The following is a 16,216-nucleotide window of genomic DNA, read 5'->3' on the forward strand; positions in this document are numbered from 1 at the left end:
ATACCGGACAGCTAACTATAATTGGTGAAGTAACAGGGTTGCAAAGCTTTGTTTCTAACAATATCCCGTATACAATTGCAAACGTAAGTGTAAACCAAGTTTTACATGGTGATAGTTCTCAGCAAGATAAAACTATTCGTGTAATGTTTTTAGGAGGAAATATCACCAAGAAAGAAATGTTGGCTCCAGTAGCGGATAAGGGATTTATGGATATTTCAAAGGAAGATGCCACATCTGATGAAGTGGTTACTATTGAGTATGGTAATAATCGTTTGCCCAAAGCTGGAGAAAAAATTGCAATAATTATTTCTAAAGCCCCAAAAGGAGCAAATAATATCCCTGGTGAATTTTGGACAATAAATTTTGCGGATAAGTCTACTTTTTTCCAAGACGAGGACGGACAATATCGCAGAATACCAGAAGCAAAATCCTTTGGGGGTGGCTCAAACAAAAAATCAGGTGGTCATTCTGAAAATGAATGGAATGAAAAAGACGACAAAAAAATGAATGATGGAATGAATGAACTGATTAATAGTAAATAACTGAAGGTTGAAAGGTAAAAAATTAATATAACCATTGTCATTACAGGTACAGAGCCAATTTATTTAAATAATCAGAAATAGTTGTTTTATTGTTCCTGTTATTAAGGAAATAAACTAGTCGGAAGAACTGAGAGTATTCATTTGCAGCGAAAGTGGTGTAATTGCTTCAGCAATTACACCACCGGGCGTGTTGGAGACTCGCAGTTTTTGCGAGGCTTCAACCGAGGTCCGAGACCGCACTTTGGCTCGGGCCGTTCCGCGCAGCAATTGAATACTCTCAGCTCTGGATACGGCATACTTAATTAAACTTTCAACCTTTAGTAAATAAGTATTGGAAAGTTCAAATGATCCGGGCACGTCAAGCTTATGTTTGAAATAATATAAATTCGAATACACTTAGAGATTACCTTTGGATCGAATCCTTTTGAGAAGCATATGAATGCTCTTAGTTCTGGAAACAGTACGCTTCATTAAACTTTCAACTTTTAGGTAAAATAATGAGACAAAAAATTGTCATTTGTGCTTAAAGGTTCTATAATGTAGTTAAATATAAAGATAACTGAAAGGGGCTGATACCGATGGGCCTAACAGTGAAACGTGAAAGTAATTTTGGCAGTTTATTTGATAAGTTTGCCTCTCTTCCCGATGATGTAAAAGAAAACGTAAAACGCGTAGATTCTGCCGATAAGAAATCTTCAAAAGATCAGAAGAATCTTAAAGATAAAAAATAAGTTTCTCTTGTTTAATGTCACTTTATATAAGTGTATAAATGCCATTTATTTTACTATTTCTTTAGCTAAGAACCCTTTTGATAAATGCAAAAGACCTAAGACAAATTGTCTTAGGCCTTTTTTTATTTAAAACATCTGAAGGTTGAAAGGTGAAAAACCAATCTAACAATTGTTATTACAGTCTTTTAGCTAATCTATTTAAGTAACTCAAACGTCTTCATTTTATTGTTCCTACTATTAAAAAATAAACTAGTTGGAAGAGCTGAGAGTATTCTTTTGCAGCGAAAGTGGCGTTATTGCTTCAGCAATTACCCCACCGGGCGTGTGAAGACTCGCGGGTTTTGCGAGGCATCAACCGAGGCTCGAGACCGCTCTTTGGCTCGAGCCGTTCCGCGTAGCAATTGAATACTCTCAGCTCTGGAAACAACATACTTAAATAAACTTTCAATCTTTAGTTAAAACATTTTGTCACTATCCTCATTGACTCTGCCACCAACAAATAACACTTGAAAGGCAATCAGTAACATTTGTAATGCGGGCATAAAGACTATAATCAATACCCAAACAATGAGTTCTGCCCCAACAAACTTCCAACTAGTTAAAGCCCGATATATTTTCATATCTCGAATACTTCCTGCAACTTTTTCATAGCCAGCCCGTTCGTTCTCCTTGGCAATAACATGAGTCAAAATAGCGTAGGCCAAAGACCAGGTGAAGTAAACGATTGCATAAAATATTTCTGGACCTTGTGCATTCAAATCACGCCCCACCCAAGCAGTTGCTACCGGAATAAACGACGTTGTGAACATCCAAAAATTATTAGTCCAAAATATTTTACGTGTAATCACTTTTGCCTTGCTGAACATATAGTGATGATTGTACCAAGCAATCCCGATAAATAACCAGCCAACGGCATACGAAACCATATAAGGTATTTGTGGAGTAATGGCCGAAAGTTTTGATGATTCCGGCGTTTTAAACTCCAAAATCATAATGGTTAAAATAATTGCAATAACGGCGTCAGTAAAAGCCTCAACTCTTGATTTATTCATAATTTTCTCCCTCTTTAGCAAGAAAATTATATCAACAAATCAGAATTGAGGCTGTTCTAATATCGTAATAATGTTTTATCTATCTTGCAATTCAATCAGAAAAAATTAAATTGCACCGTATCTCTCGCCACGATTGATTTTTGTCTGAATAAAATCAGCAGCAATCACGGGAAGTTGAACATCTCGGCCCTTATCATTCAAATAACTATCAGTTGCTAAAACTCGTCCGTAAAATTTTATTGGATCATTTTCTTGAACATTGACATTACCACGTTCAAAATCTGACAATCTATACTTCAATTTAACCGTTCTTGATGCATCATTGCCATCAATTGCGACAAGGATAAACTTATGATCCATGTCTAAATCTTTAATGTGCCCCCGTTGATAGATCTTGGTTCCATAATACAAACTCGTATTAGAATACAAATTATCAAACGACACATAAGCGTATTCTTTACGTTCTTTGCCGAATTCAGAGACAGTTTTTTGCTTCGATTTATCAAGTAAATTGATTTTGGTTTCTTGAATGCTTCCCGAAATTTTTCCCTTGGGCATAGTTAAGTATGCCGTCACCAAAATGAAAGTACATAAAAAGGCAAAGAAGAGTCTGGTCGGTAAATTTTTTTTCATTTAATTCCCCCAATAATTCAAAGATAGCAAAGGTCTAGACTAATTACAATCAGTTTAGACCATTTAAATATTTAAGTATTTTTTCATAAATACGCCAATAAAAAATACTCCTAAATGCAAATTTAGGAATATTTTTTTATACATTTATTGTCTCTACTTTAATAATATTATCATTCATCGACAATCCCTCAACGATATCGACATAATCCAGACTTTTACCAAAGTCAATCGAATAGACATTTGTATAAACTTTTTCAGTATCACGTCTTGTCACACTGAAACGAACGCCTTCGACCGTAATATCATTTTTCTTAAAATAATCATCAATAAACTTTTTTGTATCAACTTTGTGCAGATATTCAATTTTTAATTTCCGCACTGGACTGATACGAATGATTTTCTTTAAAAATCCTAACACTGCGTACACCACCAAAAATCCTGCAATTGCAATAATATAATCACCCATACCAACTGCTATGCCAAGACAAGCGACGACCCACAAACTGGCTGCCGTTGTTAGTCCTCGAATTGAATGATGTTCAACTATAATCGTTCCAGCTCCCAAAAATCCAATTCCACTGACAACCTGAGCAATTAATCGGGCATCATCAGCTCGGACAACTCCTTTTAATTGCGGATATTGTCTAGCGATTTCTAAAGCATTAAACCCGATATTCTGTTGAATCATTGCAATGATACAAGCACCTAAACATACTAAGACATGTGTTCTCAATCCAGCAGGTCGATGTTTATAGGCACGATCAATACCGATAATACCGGCAAACAGAACTGACAACAACAGTCTAATTACTACTGTAAGAACACTTAATTGACTCTGCAAATAACCCCTCCAATGTCCTTGTTCATAAAGGCTACTCTGCATCCCCTCTTTCAGCAATACAGATGCAATTGTATTAAAAAATGTACTAAATTCTCCTTGAATATTGTTTCTTAAAAAAATTTAGCTCATCAAAATACCATAAACCTTTAATTCCATAACTATAAGTATACCATTATCGAAATCATTCTTAAAAAGCTCATCAAAAAAAGTGACCCCAAAAAAATAAATTTTAATTTAAATAAATAACTGGCTTATTTTTTCTGGAGCCATTGTTCGATTTAACGCTGAGATAAATCCCTTCTTAAAAAGTAACCGTGCAATACTCGACATATATGGAACGTGCGCATAATTCTTTTCCGGATCTGGAATGACCAGAGAAATAACAGTCTGGACTTCGGCACCTTCACTCCATACGATTGGTTGGGCCAATTTGACTACTAACATTGTTAATTTGGAAACCGACTCATCCTGAGCGTGAGGCATGGCGATTCCATCCCCTAAATCAGTCGAGGCATCACTTTCTCGAACTAAATACTTACCATACAAAGCTTCCACATCAATTTTAGAATCATTGGTATGGGCTAACGTGGCCAAATATTTCAGAAGCTCATTTCGCGATTTCACTTGTACATCAACGACGATATTTTTAACATCTAAAACCCGTGAAAAGTCACTCATTTGATCTTGACGAGTAACGTTAGGGTCATTAGTCGGTCGATTACTATCAGGAGTGAGAAAATCACTGATTTTTTTCCAAATAGACACAAGAATCACCCTCCTTCTGCATTAATACGCTACCTATATAGTACTATTATTTTAACGTAAGTGCCTTCATACAAAAATGGTCTCAGTAAAATTAAATTTCACTGAGACCATCATTTATTTTTCTATTATCAAATACAACATTGAATTAGCTATTACTGATACATCTAATACTCAATTAACCTAGCTGGAGGGTGCCACTAATAGAGTCAGCAGTGAAAGTGGAGTTAGGACGAGTGTACTTCTCGTTCTTACTCCACATGACGACTTTTGAGACGCGCACTACGGCTCAAAATCGAGGTTCGAGACCGAACCACAGGCTCGAACCGGTCCTCACAGCGACTCTATTAGTGGCACCCTCCAGCGGAACCTCCCCTCCTACAAAACCTACTTAAACAAATTAAGAATTTCGGCTTTAGTTTGAGCGTTTCTCAATGAATCAATAAACTCATCATGCATTAATAGTTTCGAGGTACTTGATAAATATTCGAGATGATTACTGCCGTCATCTTGATCAGGAATCAAGAATGAAATGACAATATCAACAGGTTTATTATCAAACGTCTTCCATTCAACTGGTTGTTTTAATTTTGCAATCAACATGGCAGAATTGTGAATCGTCTTATCTTGAGCATGTGGAATGGCAATACCTTTCTCCATTCCAGTAGAACTCTCTTTTTCACGAGCAAGATACTTTTCATAAACAGCATTTGAATCGGAAGCATAACCTAATTTCTTCGAAAAATCAGCTAAATATTTTAACAAATCGTCACGTGAAGAGACATCTACATCTAATGCAATATTATCTTCGTTGATAATTTCACTTAAATCATTATTACTTGTTTCTGTTTCAGCAGATTCTGATTCTGGTTCTGCATCAACAGCAATATTTCCAAGTGGAGTTGCTACCATTTCTGCATCATGTTTGCTTTGACGTCCGGCAACGATTGATAATAAGAATCCGGCAACAAGTGATCCCAGAACAATCCAAAGTACCCACAAGAATGGCTTATTTACCAATGGTAGAACAATGAAACCACCATGTGGTGCTGGAACTGAAATCTTACTTACATATGTTAAGATTGCAGCAATTGATGACCCTAACATAAAAATAGGAATATTTAATAATGGGTTCTTAGCCGCAAATGGAATTGCACCTTCGGTAATATGAGTTGAACCAAGTAAGAAGTTAACATATCCGGCACTACGTTCCTTTGATGTATAAGCTTTCTTATTGAATAAAACAGCAAAACCAGTAGCTAAAGGTGGAGCGATACAGGCGGCAGAAACACCAGCCATGAAGAAGTAATTACCTTGAGCTAACAAAGCCGTACCAGTTAAGTAAGCGGCTTTATTAATAGGGCCACCCATATCGGAGGCGGCCATGATACCAACAATCAAACCTAAAAGAATCGGACTAGAATTTTCCATACTCTTCAAGAATGACATCATACCAACGTTGATATCCTTCATAGGCACTGAAATGTACCACATGATCGTTCCAGAAATGAAGACCCCCAAAACTGGGAAAATAAAGATAGATTTCAAACCATCAAGTGATTTTGGTAATGACTTGAATAATTTCGTTAAGAGAACAGCCACATATCCGGCTAAGAAACCACCAACGATACCACCTAAAAATCCGGTACCATTAGTATATGCAATCATACCAGTAACAAATCCAAGAACCAAACCAGTTCTTTTACCAATGGCTTCAGCAATATAAGCACAGAGCACTGGTACCATTAAGTTCATGGCAAAACCACCAATTGTGTTTAACAAGGCAGCAATAGCATTATACTCAGCACTCTTTGGATCAGCAGAGTTGATGCCCCAGAAGAATGAAACAGCTGTTAAAACACCACCAGCAACAACCAATGGCAACATGTGTGAAACACCATTCATCAAGTAAACGTACATCTTGTGCCAGAATGAACCAGTTAATTCGGATTCCTCAGAACTACTTGCACTCGAATTACCTGAACTGTGATAAACAGGTACATTTTTATCATTTAAAATTTTCTCAATTAGTTCGTCTGGTTCTTTCATTCCTTTAGTAACTGAAACATTGATCAAACGTTTGCCGTCAAAACGGTCAATATCAACATCCTTGTCGGCTGCAATAATAACTCCGTCGGCCTCATTGATTTCTGTCTGCGTAAATGCATGTTCAACGCCCGATTGTCCGTGTGTCTCAACTTTGATTGAAATCCCCCGTTTCTTAGCAGCCTCTTCCAAAGCTTCTTGAGCCATATATGTGTGGGCAATTCCAGTTGGACAGCCAGTAGCAGCAATAACTGTATATTTTGCCATATCTTATCCCTCCAATTGTGAAATATGAATTTGTTTCATTAATGAGTCAACATCCTCAAAATTTGTTAACCCTGTACTAGCAGCAGTTGAACTAGCAGCCGCAATACTTCTTTGTAAATTATCAGCCAGTGACATTTTCTGCTCTAATCCTGCCAAAAAAGTCCCTAGCATCGTATCCCCTGAACAAGCCGTGTTAACAACTTTTATCTTCGGAGCGTTACCAAATAAAATTTGTTCAGAATTAATAAAGAGTGCACCTTTGGAACCCAATGATAACAAAATATTTTGGGCACCCTTCTCAAGTAATTTCTGAGCATACTTTACTAACGTATCAACATCATCTGTACTATCTTGATCAAACCACGACAAGAGTTCCTCATCATTTGGTTTAATCAAAAATGGTCGATGATCAATAGCTTTCAACACTTCGGGATAACTTGTATCAATTACTAAATCAAAACCTTGTTTCTCAGCCATTTTAGCAATTTCAACGATGATTTCTGGTGCAATTCCTTTAGAAAAGCTCCCTGAAACAACTAATTTGTCATCATTCGTCAAAGTTGTTACTTTTTGTAGAAATTCAGCCACTTTGTCAGCGCTTACTTCAGGTCCATTATTAACTTCCTTAAACTCTGTATCTGTCTCAACAACGCGCGTGAACACATTGATTCGAGAAATTCCTTCGATATGAGTAAAATCTGTTTTTATTCCCTTTTTTTGTAATGAATCCTCAATGAACTTACTTGTAAAACCACCACCAACACCCCAAGCAGTATTAGTGATCCCCAAATCATTAAGAATAAATGAAACGTTGACACCCTTACCATTTGGTTGAATATCGTAACTGTTCGTGCGATTGACAATCTCCGGTTTTAAATGCTCTGTTTCAATGAATAGATCTATTGCTGGGTTTAAAGTACACGTATAAATCATTTATTTAACCCCTTTTCGCTTTCATATTTACATCATAACTTGTGTTATCATGTAAATGTTTTCATAAACTTGATACATGACTATTATATCGAAAAAACCTTTACAAATTAGGACGGTTTTGACATGACAAATAAATTAAGCTCCTCGGAACAATATCTTTGGGATTATATTCAAGAAAACTTAGCTGACATACCCAATCTTTCTATCGTTAAATTAAGTGACGATGCTAATGTTTCCACTGCAACCATTGTCCGAACCACTAAAAAGATGGGTTATTCTGGTTACACGGATTTTCGGCAACAGTTATTAGCTCGCAACAAGAATAATTCTCAATATCAGAATCTTGAAAAAGTCGATCACGATATCAAACAAGCAATTTTTAAAAATAAATATGAAGTTGACAATACCTTACAAATGCTCAATGTTGGTTCTATTGAAGATGCCGTCCAAAAGATTCGAGAAAGTAAGGATATTTATATTTTTGCTCGTGGTTTCTCAGAATTCATTGCTCAAGAAATGCTCGTCAAATTACAACTTCTAGGTAAAAATTGTGTGATGAGTTCTGACCCAAATATCATTGTCACAATGAGTCGACGGATCAAGCGTGAGGCTCTGGTAATAATTATTACCCTCAATGGTGAAACTAAAGAGCTCGTTGCGGGAGCTAAAAATGCCTTTTCCAATGGTGTCAGTACCATTACGATTACAACAAATGAAAAGAGCCCCATCGCTGAGTATTCGGAAATGGTTTTGCTTGGTTATAAATCGCAGACCTCCTATTTTCCCGATTACGAAGTAAGATCCCGGTTACCACTTCAGGTTATCAGCCGTATCCTCCTAGATTCTTATGTCATTCGAACTAAAAAATCATCTGGGGTATAATTTTTGGGCCGTCTCCAGAGCCAAGAGTATTAACCTGCTATGCGGACCGATTCGAGCCTGTGGTTCGGTCTCGAATCTCGGTTTGAAGCCTTACCAAAGACCGGTAAGTCTCCAAACTCGCCCGGTGGTGTAACGGCTGAAGCCGTAACGCCACAACCACAGCCGGTTAATACTCTTGGCTCTTCCGACTAATTTATTTTTAAAATGGTTCATTACATTTTCATGATTATCTTTTACTGACTATTTACAATTTTCATTTTTAAATTATTAAATATAAGAAATTATCGTTAGGTAAGTACAAATCTACAGCTTGAGTGACAACTTGAGTTCTTTAATAGAAAACAAATATGACCAGTAATCCCAAATTGAATCGGATTACTGGTCATATTTATTTTTAACTGAAGGTTGAAAGGTGAAAAATTAATCTAACGATTGCTATTACAAGCCTAGAGTTAATTTATTTAAATACTCAGAAATCTTCATTTGATTATTTCTACCATCAAAAAATAAACTAGTTGGAAGAGCTGAGAGTATTCATTTGCAGCGAAAGTGGCGTTATTGCTTCAGCAATTACACCACCGGGCGCGTTGAAGACTCGCGGGTTTTGCGAGGCTTCAACCGAGGTTCGAGACCGCTTTCTGGCTCGGGCCGTTCCGCGCAGCAATTGAATACTCTCAGCTCTGGAAACGGCATACTTAACTAAACTTTCAACCTTTAGTTTTTAAAACTTAACTATATTCAATAATTTGCCAATAATTTTCTACTTGAATATAGAGAAAATATGCAGAAATATATGTATAGCGCCAGTCGATGATTAATTAGTCGGAAGAGCTGGGAAATATTTGTGTGCCGCGGAAGTGTTGTTATGGCTTTAGCCATTACAACACCGGGCGTGTTTGGAGACTTGACGAACTATGTCAAGGCTTCAAACCGAGATTCGAGACCGCTTTCCAGGCTCGAATCGTTCCGCACAGCTAGTGAATATTTCCCAGCTCTGTAGACGGCATATTTAACTAAACTTTCAACCTTCAGTTAATATCTAAAGCTTTCAACTTTTAGCTAATATTTTTTACACTATTGAATCAATCGTTTGCCAAGTCCAATGACTAATATATTTTCCTGGTATCTGGCCATCCTCATTCGATCTAAAGCCTATCTTAAGTTTTTCAACAATTTCGTCTGTGAAATCAGTTGTTTGCTGCCATTGTTTATTCTTGGGACCGCTGGTTTGACCTACTAAAATATTCTTGGAACTTACCGGTTTATCATCCCAATAAACATCATGTAGTAAGGAAACTTTTTCCTTACTTGCACGGTCAGGATCAACTGTACTATTACTATCATCCCCATCGTCGCCATCATCACCACCATTAAGATCACCTGCATCTTTATAAAATTTATCAATAGACAAGCTGACACCTAACTTGTTTGAACCTTCTTTACGAAAATCCTCTAAAACAACTTTATCACCTTTTAAATCCGGTTTGCTTGGTTTATCTTTGGCATTCGTAACAGACAATCTCCCAAAATCAATTTCTTCTGGCGCAACCAAATGGGTATTACCACTGACATGCTTGAAATAGAAAATATCTGTATCTGTCATATCTTCATCATCAGTAATCTTTATAACCAATTTATGCTTCTTAAAATCATTATATTTTTTTATATCAAGATCATCAATTCGCCAAGCTACTAATTTTCCCAACATTGAATTTTCAATATCCTTTTCAAACACCTTTTCTTCGCCGCCATCAATTGTATAACTTAAAGATTTAACCTTATTGCTCTTACGATCAGACCAATACCCTGTTAAGTCAAAATGATCATTTAATGCAATATGTGGATATTTTTTTGAACCAATCGGTGATGTTACATCAATCTGTGGCCCTTTATTAACTTCGGCCGTTTTAATCAATTTAAAATTGAACGATTTCCGTCTTCATCTTCCGCAATTAAGTAAATTTTATGAACCCCTTTTTCCAGTCCGGCAATATTGGCAGTTCGTTTAAAGTCGTGAAAATCACCATTGTTGGCTTCTTCTTTTTTCTGTTTACCACTGAATAAAATATTCTTCTGTAAGTCATCTGGTTCATCACTATCAATAGAATAATATGCCGTCACATTCTCACTATCAAAATCGTACCAGTGACCTGATAATTCCAGTTCTTTTGAGCCTAACGTTAAAACCTGTGGTTTATCATCTGTTCCTAAATTGTCATATTCCACAACTGGATTAAAGGTGGATCCTGGAATATCAGTCATCGTGCCATATTGTAAACGAACTGTTTTACCAATTTTTAAATCTATCGGTGCGGAACGCATTGTCACCCCAGCATCCCATTGTGGATCTTTTTCATTATCAGTCCCCAGACGCTTACCAGCGCCCATTAGTTTACCTTTGTCACCAAAATCTCGCTGGTTAGTAAATGCATTGTGGTAATCATGTGGTGTATATGGAAATTTATAAACATTATTTTTTTTATCAAAGAAACTGTGATCATGTCCCTTACCAACTTTCCAAGGATAGTACGTTTCCTTTTGAACTGCTAAAAGACCGAGTAAACCTGGATTATACATATAACCCTTTGTAGCCAAATATGAACGACTGGCTGATCGTGCGGCCCAAGCACCAGGACCATTTTCATGATTCATATAAATATTAGTTCTAATCTCATTATTTGGGGCTTGAATATACATTCCTCGCTCGTTGCCTAAAGCACGCATTGGAATAAAATTACCAATATTCTTCCCTTTAGCATCTGTCAACTCGGCACCATCTTTATTTAAAGATAGATCATGATTTGAAAATCCACTAAAATTATTAAACATTACTTTACCGGTATTTTTGAATGCAATATCGGTAACAACTCGACCAGTCCTTGTAAAAGACATTTTAATAGTTGTGGTTATTTCTGGATTAGTTTTACCTTTTTTATCTTCAAAAAAAGCTCGTTGCTTATATACCAAACGTTGTTCTTCAAACTTAGTGCGGGGATTGATTCGATAATACAAACTAGGATCACCAATCATTGCATAGGAACGCCCTAGTTTATTTGGTCCGGATGTTCCTGGCCTTTTCCAATCATCAGTATGCGTTACAAAATTATATAAATTATTTGACGTATAACTTGTGGGTGATCCAAATGGTAAATCCTCAAGATCTTGTAAAGCACTATTAAAGCTTCGATTCTGCCCGTCACCGTAATGAATCGTATAAATATGATTTTTCTTGGCGGTTGGTCCATCTTCAATTCGACTACCTGGCTCTGCATAAAGAATGCCACTATTTGGTGCCGTTAAACTGTTTTCTCTTGACTTACCTCGCGGAATCCAAGTAGATGACATTGACACAATACCATGTTCGGCATAAATGTAATCGCCAAAGTAAAAAATTGGTTGCGTACTGGAACCATCTTTATGTTCTAAAACTGGTCCCTTAGACACCCGAAGATTTTCTGATTTAATCCAAGTCGATTCTTCGGCCAATCCATCATCGTCATCATCCAAATTTGTATCAAGTGGCTCGACCTGATTAAATTTGTAATTAAAAAGTTCATTTTCATTTAAATCCTGAACTGATAATAAGAACACCTTTTTCTTATCTACAAACATCTTAAAATCAATTGCATCTGGACTATCTAATGTTACTTGTAATTCCTTTTTATTAGTATTTTCTTTAACATTGCTGTCACCAAGCTCTTTTTTCAAGGCTGAAACATCAATAACATTCTCCTGATCAGTTTTTAAAATTAAATCCTTTTGGTCTTCTAAAACATAACTGATTGTCACTTCAATATTATCCTTGTTTTCAACAATCGTCTCTAGACCAGCGCTAGTCATCGGGTTATTTTCTGTGGTTTCAGCGTTAACTGTGGTTGTGAAACAACTAGAAAATATTAACCATAGACATGCCAGCGTTAATGTTGGTCGCATCTCTCTCATAAAAAATAAACACCCTCTCATCAAATGATTTCGTAATCTTATCACTGGTGAAAAGGCTTTCTGTTTCAAAATTATATAAGACTCTTCTCTTGAAATGAAGTGTAAAATATTAATCTAACAATGGTTTTTATTAATCAAAAATTCATTATTTTTTAACTTATAGCTAATGAAAGGATGAAATCTATTATACCTATACCAATTCAGAAATTCTCTTAATCCTTATATATCAAGTGTTTTTTCCATAATAATTATTTTTAACTAAATGCCCAATAATTCAAGTTTGGACAAACTTTTAATCTCTCAACAATATTCTTGTAACGCACAATTATTATTAATATCCTTTTACAAACTGGTCCAACCTCTTAAACACAAAAAAAGCTGATAATTTATTTATCAGCTTGAACAATATTTTTTAACCAAAGTGGCAACAATTCCTGTAGTTGTCGATAAGTGCGATCAAATTTGTGATCATACCAAGGATCCTGAATTTCGGCATCCTTATTTAATATCTTATAAGCCAAATGTAGCTTAGATTGGTCAATCACTGGGGCCATCTGTTTCAAATCAACCAGGTTCTGCCGATCCATACCGATAATTAAATCAGCCTCTTTAAAATCTTCCGCCGTGATCTGTTTGGCAACATGTTCAACAATCCCAACACCTTGCTTTTGTAATTCCCGAATCGCTAATGGATGTGGAGGATTACCGATCTCATAGGTAGAGGTTGCCCGAGATTCAACTTGAATCTCTTTTATCAAACCTTGTTCTGCAACCAACTGTTTCATCATCATTTCTGCCATTGGTGAACGACAGATATTACCTAAACAAACAAAAATGACTCGCTTCATTTAAATCAAACCCAATCTCTTCTTAACTTCTTCAAGTTGTGCTTCCAAAACGGGATCTTTTCGACTTAAAACATTAAGCATATTAGTTTCCGATTTTGTTGATACAGACTTTGATGCTGGAACCTTTTCAGTAGTATTCTTCTTAGAAGTGTTTTTTTTCTGATACTTTCTAACCCAAGCAGCCACCTGTTGATATGAAATTTCGTATTTCTCACCCGTAGCCTTGTAATTGTTGTCATGCTCGATCGCATATTGTGCAATTTCTTTTTGTTGACTCTCTTTGTAATTCATACTAAAAACTCCTAAATCGCTTATTAATAAAAATTATACCATATAAAATTACTCTAATATTGATGTAACACAGTTTTAACAGTTTGTTGAATTTTTTTTATTCAAATAAACAATCTCTGTGTCATACTTAAATTAATTTATATGGAAAGGAATACTGATTAATGGCAAATTATATTAAAGAAATTCGTAGTCTTGTCGGCCACCGCCCCATAATCCTAAACGCCGCCGGGGCAATCCTAGTCAATAGCAAAAATGAGGTTCTTTTAAATCTGCGCACTGACACTCACAATTGGAGCCTTCCTGGAGGTTTCCTTGAATACGGCGAAACCTTTGAGCAAGCTTGTATCCGCGAATACAAAGAAGACGCAGGCATTGATGTTGAAATTATAAAACCAATTGGAATATTTGATCAAGGATTTACAGTCTATCCCAATGGCGACAAAACTCAGGTTATTTCACGTCTGTATCTTGTAAAACAAATTGGTGGACATACATTAAATGAAGCAACGAATGAAACACTTGATCTTAAATACTTTCCATTTGGTCAATTGCCTCCACTATTAAATCAACAGACAGCTGAGATGTTGAAGGCTGGTGAAAAATACTTAGATTCTTTGAATTTAAGATAAAAGACTGAAAGGTGAAAAAGTAATGTAGCCGTTGTTGTTAAATACCTAGAGTTAATTTATTTAAATAATCAGAAGTTTTCATTTTATTATTTGCCTTTATCATTTCTTCAATTAAAAAAATAAACTAGTTGGAAGAGCTGAGAGTATTCATTGCCGCGAAAGTGGCGTTAGGACTTTAGTCCTTACACCACCGGGCGTGTTGGAGACTTACCGGGGTTTGGTAAGGCTTCAACCGAGATTCGAGACCGCCTTTTGGCTCGGATCGTACCGCGCAGCAAATGAATACTCTCAGCTCTGGAAAAGGCATAATGTATCAACCTTTCAACCTTTAGTAATAGATAAAAGAAGCTGTTTTCCTCCTGATTCGGCCAGGGGAAAACAGCTTCTTTAATTCATAATTTTTTGATTTTGAATTCAATACAATAAACAAACAGTTAAATTAACCGAAGACGACAACAAAAAATGGCAGCTCAGGGAGGAACTACCATTATATCGACAATAGTTATTCAACTATTATAATCATGAAATTATCAAAGAAGGGGAAACGTAGGAATGGACTTCCCCTTCATCAATAATGATAACACAATCGTTTTTGAATTTATTATATTATCCAAAATGGACATATTTTTGTAAATTATTAATAAAAAAAGAAAGAAAACCGGTCAGACCAGCTTTCTAACTCTAAAGTGAACATTACGAAACATGCCCTATCCCTCATTTTTTCATCCATTCCAATTATAAAAAGTGATAATAATGTAATAAAAGCATAATAAAACGACTATATTGATGAAATATAATTTCCTATTAAATACAGTAACCACTAATTGTTACAAACAAATTGAAATTGGCATACTAATTGTAACGTTAATGGACTATACCTGTACACCACGTTTTATTTATAAAATATTATCATTTTTTATATATACCTTTGAAAATATGCATCAACTTGCCCAAGGTCTCATTACCAATCATGTTGTGTCGGTAAACAAAGAGAATATAAAACGATGGCAATTGAACGCCCGGTATATCAATCACTTGAATTCCGGGCACATCCTGAATTGCAGTTTCTGTGATAAAACTTATCCCTTTGTTTGCTCGAACCAAATTCAACGCTAGTTTGTAATCTTCAGTTTGAAACATTGTTTTAGGAGTGACGCTATAGTGTTCTGTCAACCGTTGAAGGACTTGACTATGGACTGATTTTTCATTCAAAGAAATAAAATCCTCTTCAAATAGCGTTTCAATTGAAGTTATCTTGGATATATCTTTCTCTGCTGAAGCAATAAATTTGAAATGATGTTCTTTAAGTAATTGGTAATCCAAATGATTTTCTTGCGGCAAAACTGTTGTTCCTAAAAATGACAGATCAATCTCTCCATTGATCAGTTTTTCCAATAAATCCTTGGAACCATCGGAAACCGGCTCTATTGCTGACAAAAGATTTTCATCCCGAAGTTCATCAAATACCTTTGGTATGACGTAATTTGTAATTATCGGTGGCCATCCCATAACAATCTTTTCTCGTTTGATCCGCTCCATATCGACATCAATCAAGTCATTCTCCTGAAGAATACGATTAATATGAATCAACAGCTGCTCACCCGCATATGTCAGTGACAGTGAATTGGCGTAACTCTTCCGTTTAACTAGCGACAAACCACAACTATCCTCCAGGCGTTTCAGCGAATAAGTAATGGTTGGTTGGCTGACACCAAAGAACGCTGCGGTATCAGAAAAGTTTTTTAATTCTGATAATTTCTTAAAATATTGATAGTCTTTTAAATTCATTTTTTCACCTATAAATTTTATTTATCAAT

Annotated in this window: 15 protein-coding genes; 4 read left to right on the forward strand and 11 right to left on the reverse strand. The window is 35.9% G+C overall.

The features are described 5' to 3' along the window. Window positions 1-38 precede the first annotated feature (38 nt). Both FFM71_RS01530 and FFM71_RS13345 read left to right on the forward strand, forming a co-directional pair. On the forward strand, window positions 39-542 hold the full coding sequence (locus tag FFM71_RS01530) for a hypothetical protein (RefSeq protein ID WP_137610427.1): 504 nt from the start codon (window positions 39-41) through the stop codon (window positions 540-542). A gap of 578 nt (window positions 543-1,120) precedes the next feature. Further along, entirely contained in the window at window positions 1,121-1,273 is a 153-nt protein-coding gene (locus FFM71_RS13345) for an SPJ_0845 family protein (RefSeq protein WP_164480478.1), read from the forward strand. Window positions 1,274-1,728: 455 nt separating this feature from the next. Here the strand turns inward: FFM71_RS13345 and FFM71_RS01535 are convergent, their stop codons facing one another. The 6 genes from FFM71_RS01535 to pfkB all read right to left on the reverse strand — a co-directional run bounded on the left by FFM71_RS01535 (window position 1,729) and on the right by pfkB (window position 7,807). Next, window positions 1,729-2,325 (reverse strand): TMEM175 family protein, encoded by a 597-nt coding sequence (locus FFM71_RS01535; protein WP_137610428.1) that lies wholly within the window; start codon window positions 2,323-2,325, stop codon window positions 1,729-1,731. A 105-nt stretch (window positions 2,326-2,430) separates the two neighbouring features. Then, window positions 2,431-2,958 (reverse strand): hypothetical protein, encoded by a 528-nt coding sequence (locus FFM71_RS01540; RefSeq protein WP_137610429.1) that lies wholly within the window; start codon window positions 2,956-2,958, stop codon window positions 2,431-2,433. Window positions 2,959-3,094: 136 nt separating this feature from the next. Continuing rightward, complete coding sequence (locus FFM71_RS01545; RefSeq protein ID WP_137610430.1) at window positions 3,095-3,799, reverse strand: MgtC/SapB family protein; 705 nt, start codon at window positions 3,797-3,799, stop codon at window positions 3,095-3,097. A gap of 234 nt (window positions 3,800-4,033) precedes the next feature. Next, on the reverse strand, window positions 4,034-4,564 hold the full coding sequence (locus tag FFM71_RS01550; RefSeq protein ID WP_137610431.1) for a PTS sugar transporter subunit IIA: 531 nt from the start codon (window positions 4,562-4,564) through the stop codon (window positions 4,034-4,036). A 384-nt stretch (window positions 4,565-4,948) separates the two neighbouring features. After that, entirely contained in the window at window positions 4,949-6,874 is a 1,926-nt protein-coding gene (locus FFM71_RS01555) for a fructose-specific PTS transporter subunit EIIC (RefSeq protein ID WP_137610432.1), read from the reverse strand. Window positions 6,875-6,877: 3 nt separating this feature from the next. Then, entirely contained in the window at window positions 6,878-7,807 is a 930-nt protein-coding gene (gene pfkB, locus FFM71_RS01560; RefSeq protein WP_137610433.1) for a 1-phosphofructokinase, read from the reverse strand. Window positions 7,808-7,930: 123 nt separating this feature from the next. On the opposite strand from pfkB, the gene FFM71_RS01565 reads away from it, so the two are divergent. Then, window positions 7,931-8,689 carry a MurR/RpiR family transcriptional regulator gene (locus tag FFM71_RS01565; protein ID WP_137610434.1) on the forward strand — a complete coding sequence of 253 codons (759 nt, stop codon included), beginning with the start codon at window positions 7,931-7,933 and terminating at the stop codon, window positions 8,687-8,689. A 1,069-nt stretch (window positions 8,690-9,758) separates the two neighbouring features. On the opposite strand, the gene FFM71_RS01570 is transcribed toward FFM71_RS01565, so the two are convergent. The 4 genes from FFM71_RS01570 to FFM71_RS01585 form a co-directional block, all read right to left on the reverse strand. After that, on the reverse strand, window positions 9,759-10,604 hold the full coding sequence (locus FFM71_RS01570) for a hypothetical protein (protein ID WP_137610435.1): 846 nt from the start codon (window positions 10,602-10,604) through the stop codon (window positions 9,759-9,761). Further along, complete coding sequence (locus FFM71_RS01575; protein WP_137610436.1) at window positions 10,601-12,631, reverse strand: hypothetical protein; 2,031 nt, start codon at window positions 12,629-12,631, stop codon at window positions 10,601-10,603. The genes FFM71_RS01570 and FFM71_RS01575 overlap by 4 nt, the downstream gene beginning before the upstream one ends. Window positions 12,632-13,017: 386 nt before the next feature. Continuing rightward, window positions 13,018-13,479 (reverse strand): low molecular weight protein-tyrosine-phosphatase, encoded by a 462-nt coding sequence (locus FFM71_RS01580; protein WP_137610437.1) that lies wholly within the window; start codon window positions 13,477-13,479, stop codon window positions 13,018-13,020. Further along, entirely contained in the window at window positions 13,480-13,770 is a 291-nt protein-coding gene (locus FFM71_RS01585) for a helix-turn-helix domain-containing protein (protein WP_137610438.1), read from the reverse strand. A gap of 161 nt (window positions 13,771-13,931) precedes the next feature. Here FFM71_RS01585 and FFM71_RS01590 point away from each other — a divergent pair, with 161 nt between their 5' ends. Beyond that, window positions 13,932-14,399, forward strand: coding sequence for an NUDIX hydrolase (locus FFM71_RS01590; protein WP_137610439.1), 468 nt, complete (start codon window positions 13,932-13,934; stop codon window positions 14,397-14,399). A 909-nt stretch (window positions 14,400-15,308) separates the two neighbouring features. Here FFM71_RS01590 and FFM71_RS01595 read toward each other — a convergent pair. Further along, on the reverse strand, window positions 15,309-16,187 hold the full coding sequence (locus FFM71_RS01595; protein WP_137610440.1) for a LysR family transcriptional regulator: 879 nt from the start codon (window positions 16,185-16,187) through the stop codon (window positions 15,309-15,311). Window positions 16,188-16,216: the final 29 nt, after the last annotated feature.

Source organism: Companilactobacillus huachuanensis (assembly GCF_005404815.1).
Classification (GTDB): domain Bacteria; phylum Bacillota; class Bacilli; order Lactobacillales; family Lactobacillaceae; genus Companilactobacillus; species Companilactobacillus huachuanensis.

Coding starts and splice junctions, on each gene's coding strand:
- FFM71_RS01590 (WP_137610439.1), top strand. CDS start 13,932: ATGGCAAATTATATTAAAGAAATTCGTAGTCTTGTCGGCCACCGCCCC.
- FFM71_RS01585 (WP_137610438.1), bottom strand. CDS start 13,770: ATGAATTACAAAGAGAGTCAACAAAAAGAAATTGCACAATATGCGATC.
- FFM71_RS01575 (WP_137610436.1), bottom strand. CDS start 12,631: ATGAGAGAGATGCGACCAACATTAACGCTGGCATGTCTATGGTTAATA.
- FFM71_RS01565 (WP_137610434.1), top strand. CDS start 7,931: ATGACAAATAAATTAAGCTCCTCGGAACAATATCTTTGGGATTATATT.
- FFM71_RS01595 (WP_137610440.1), bottom strand. CDS start 16,187: ATGAATTTAAAAGACTATCAATATTTTAAGAAATTATCAGAATTAAAA.
- FFM71_RS01580 (WP_137610437.1), bottom strand. CDS start 13,479: ATGAAGCGAGTCATTTTTGTTTGTTTAGGTAATATCTGTCGTTCACCA.
- FFM71_RS13345 (WP_164480478.1), top strand. CDS start 1,121: ATGGGCCTAACAGTGAAACGTGAAAGTAATTTTGGCAGTTTATTTGAT.
- pfkB (WP_137610433.1), bottom strand. CDS start 7,807: ATGATTTATACGTGTACTTTAAACCCAGCAATAGATCTATTCATTGAA.
- FFM71_RS01555 (WP_137610432.1), bottom strand. CDS start 6,874: ATGGCAAAATATACAGTTATTGCTGCTACTGGCTGTCCAACTGGAATT.
- FFM71_RS01535 (WP_137610428.1), bottom strand. CDS start 2,325: ATGAATAAATCAAGAGTTGAGGCTTTTACTGACGCCGTTATTGCAATT.
- FFM71_RS01540 (WP_137610429.1), bottom strand. CDS start 2,958: ATGAAAAAAAATTTACCGACCAGACTCTTCTTTGCCTTTTTATGTACT.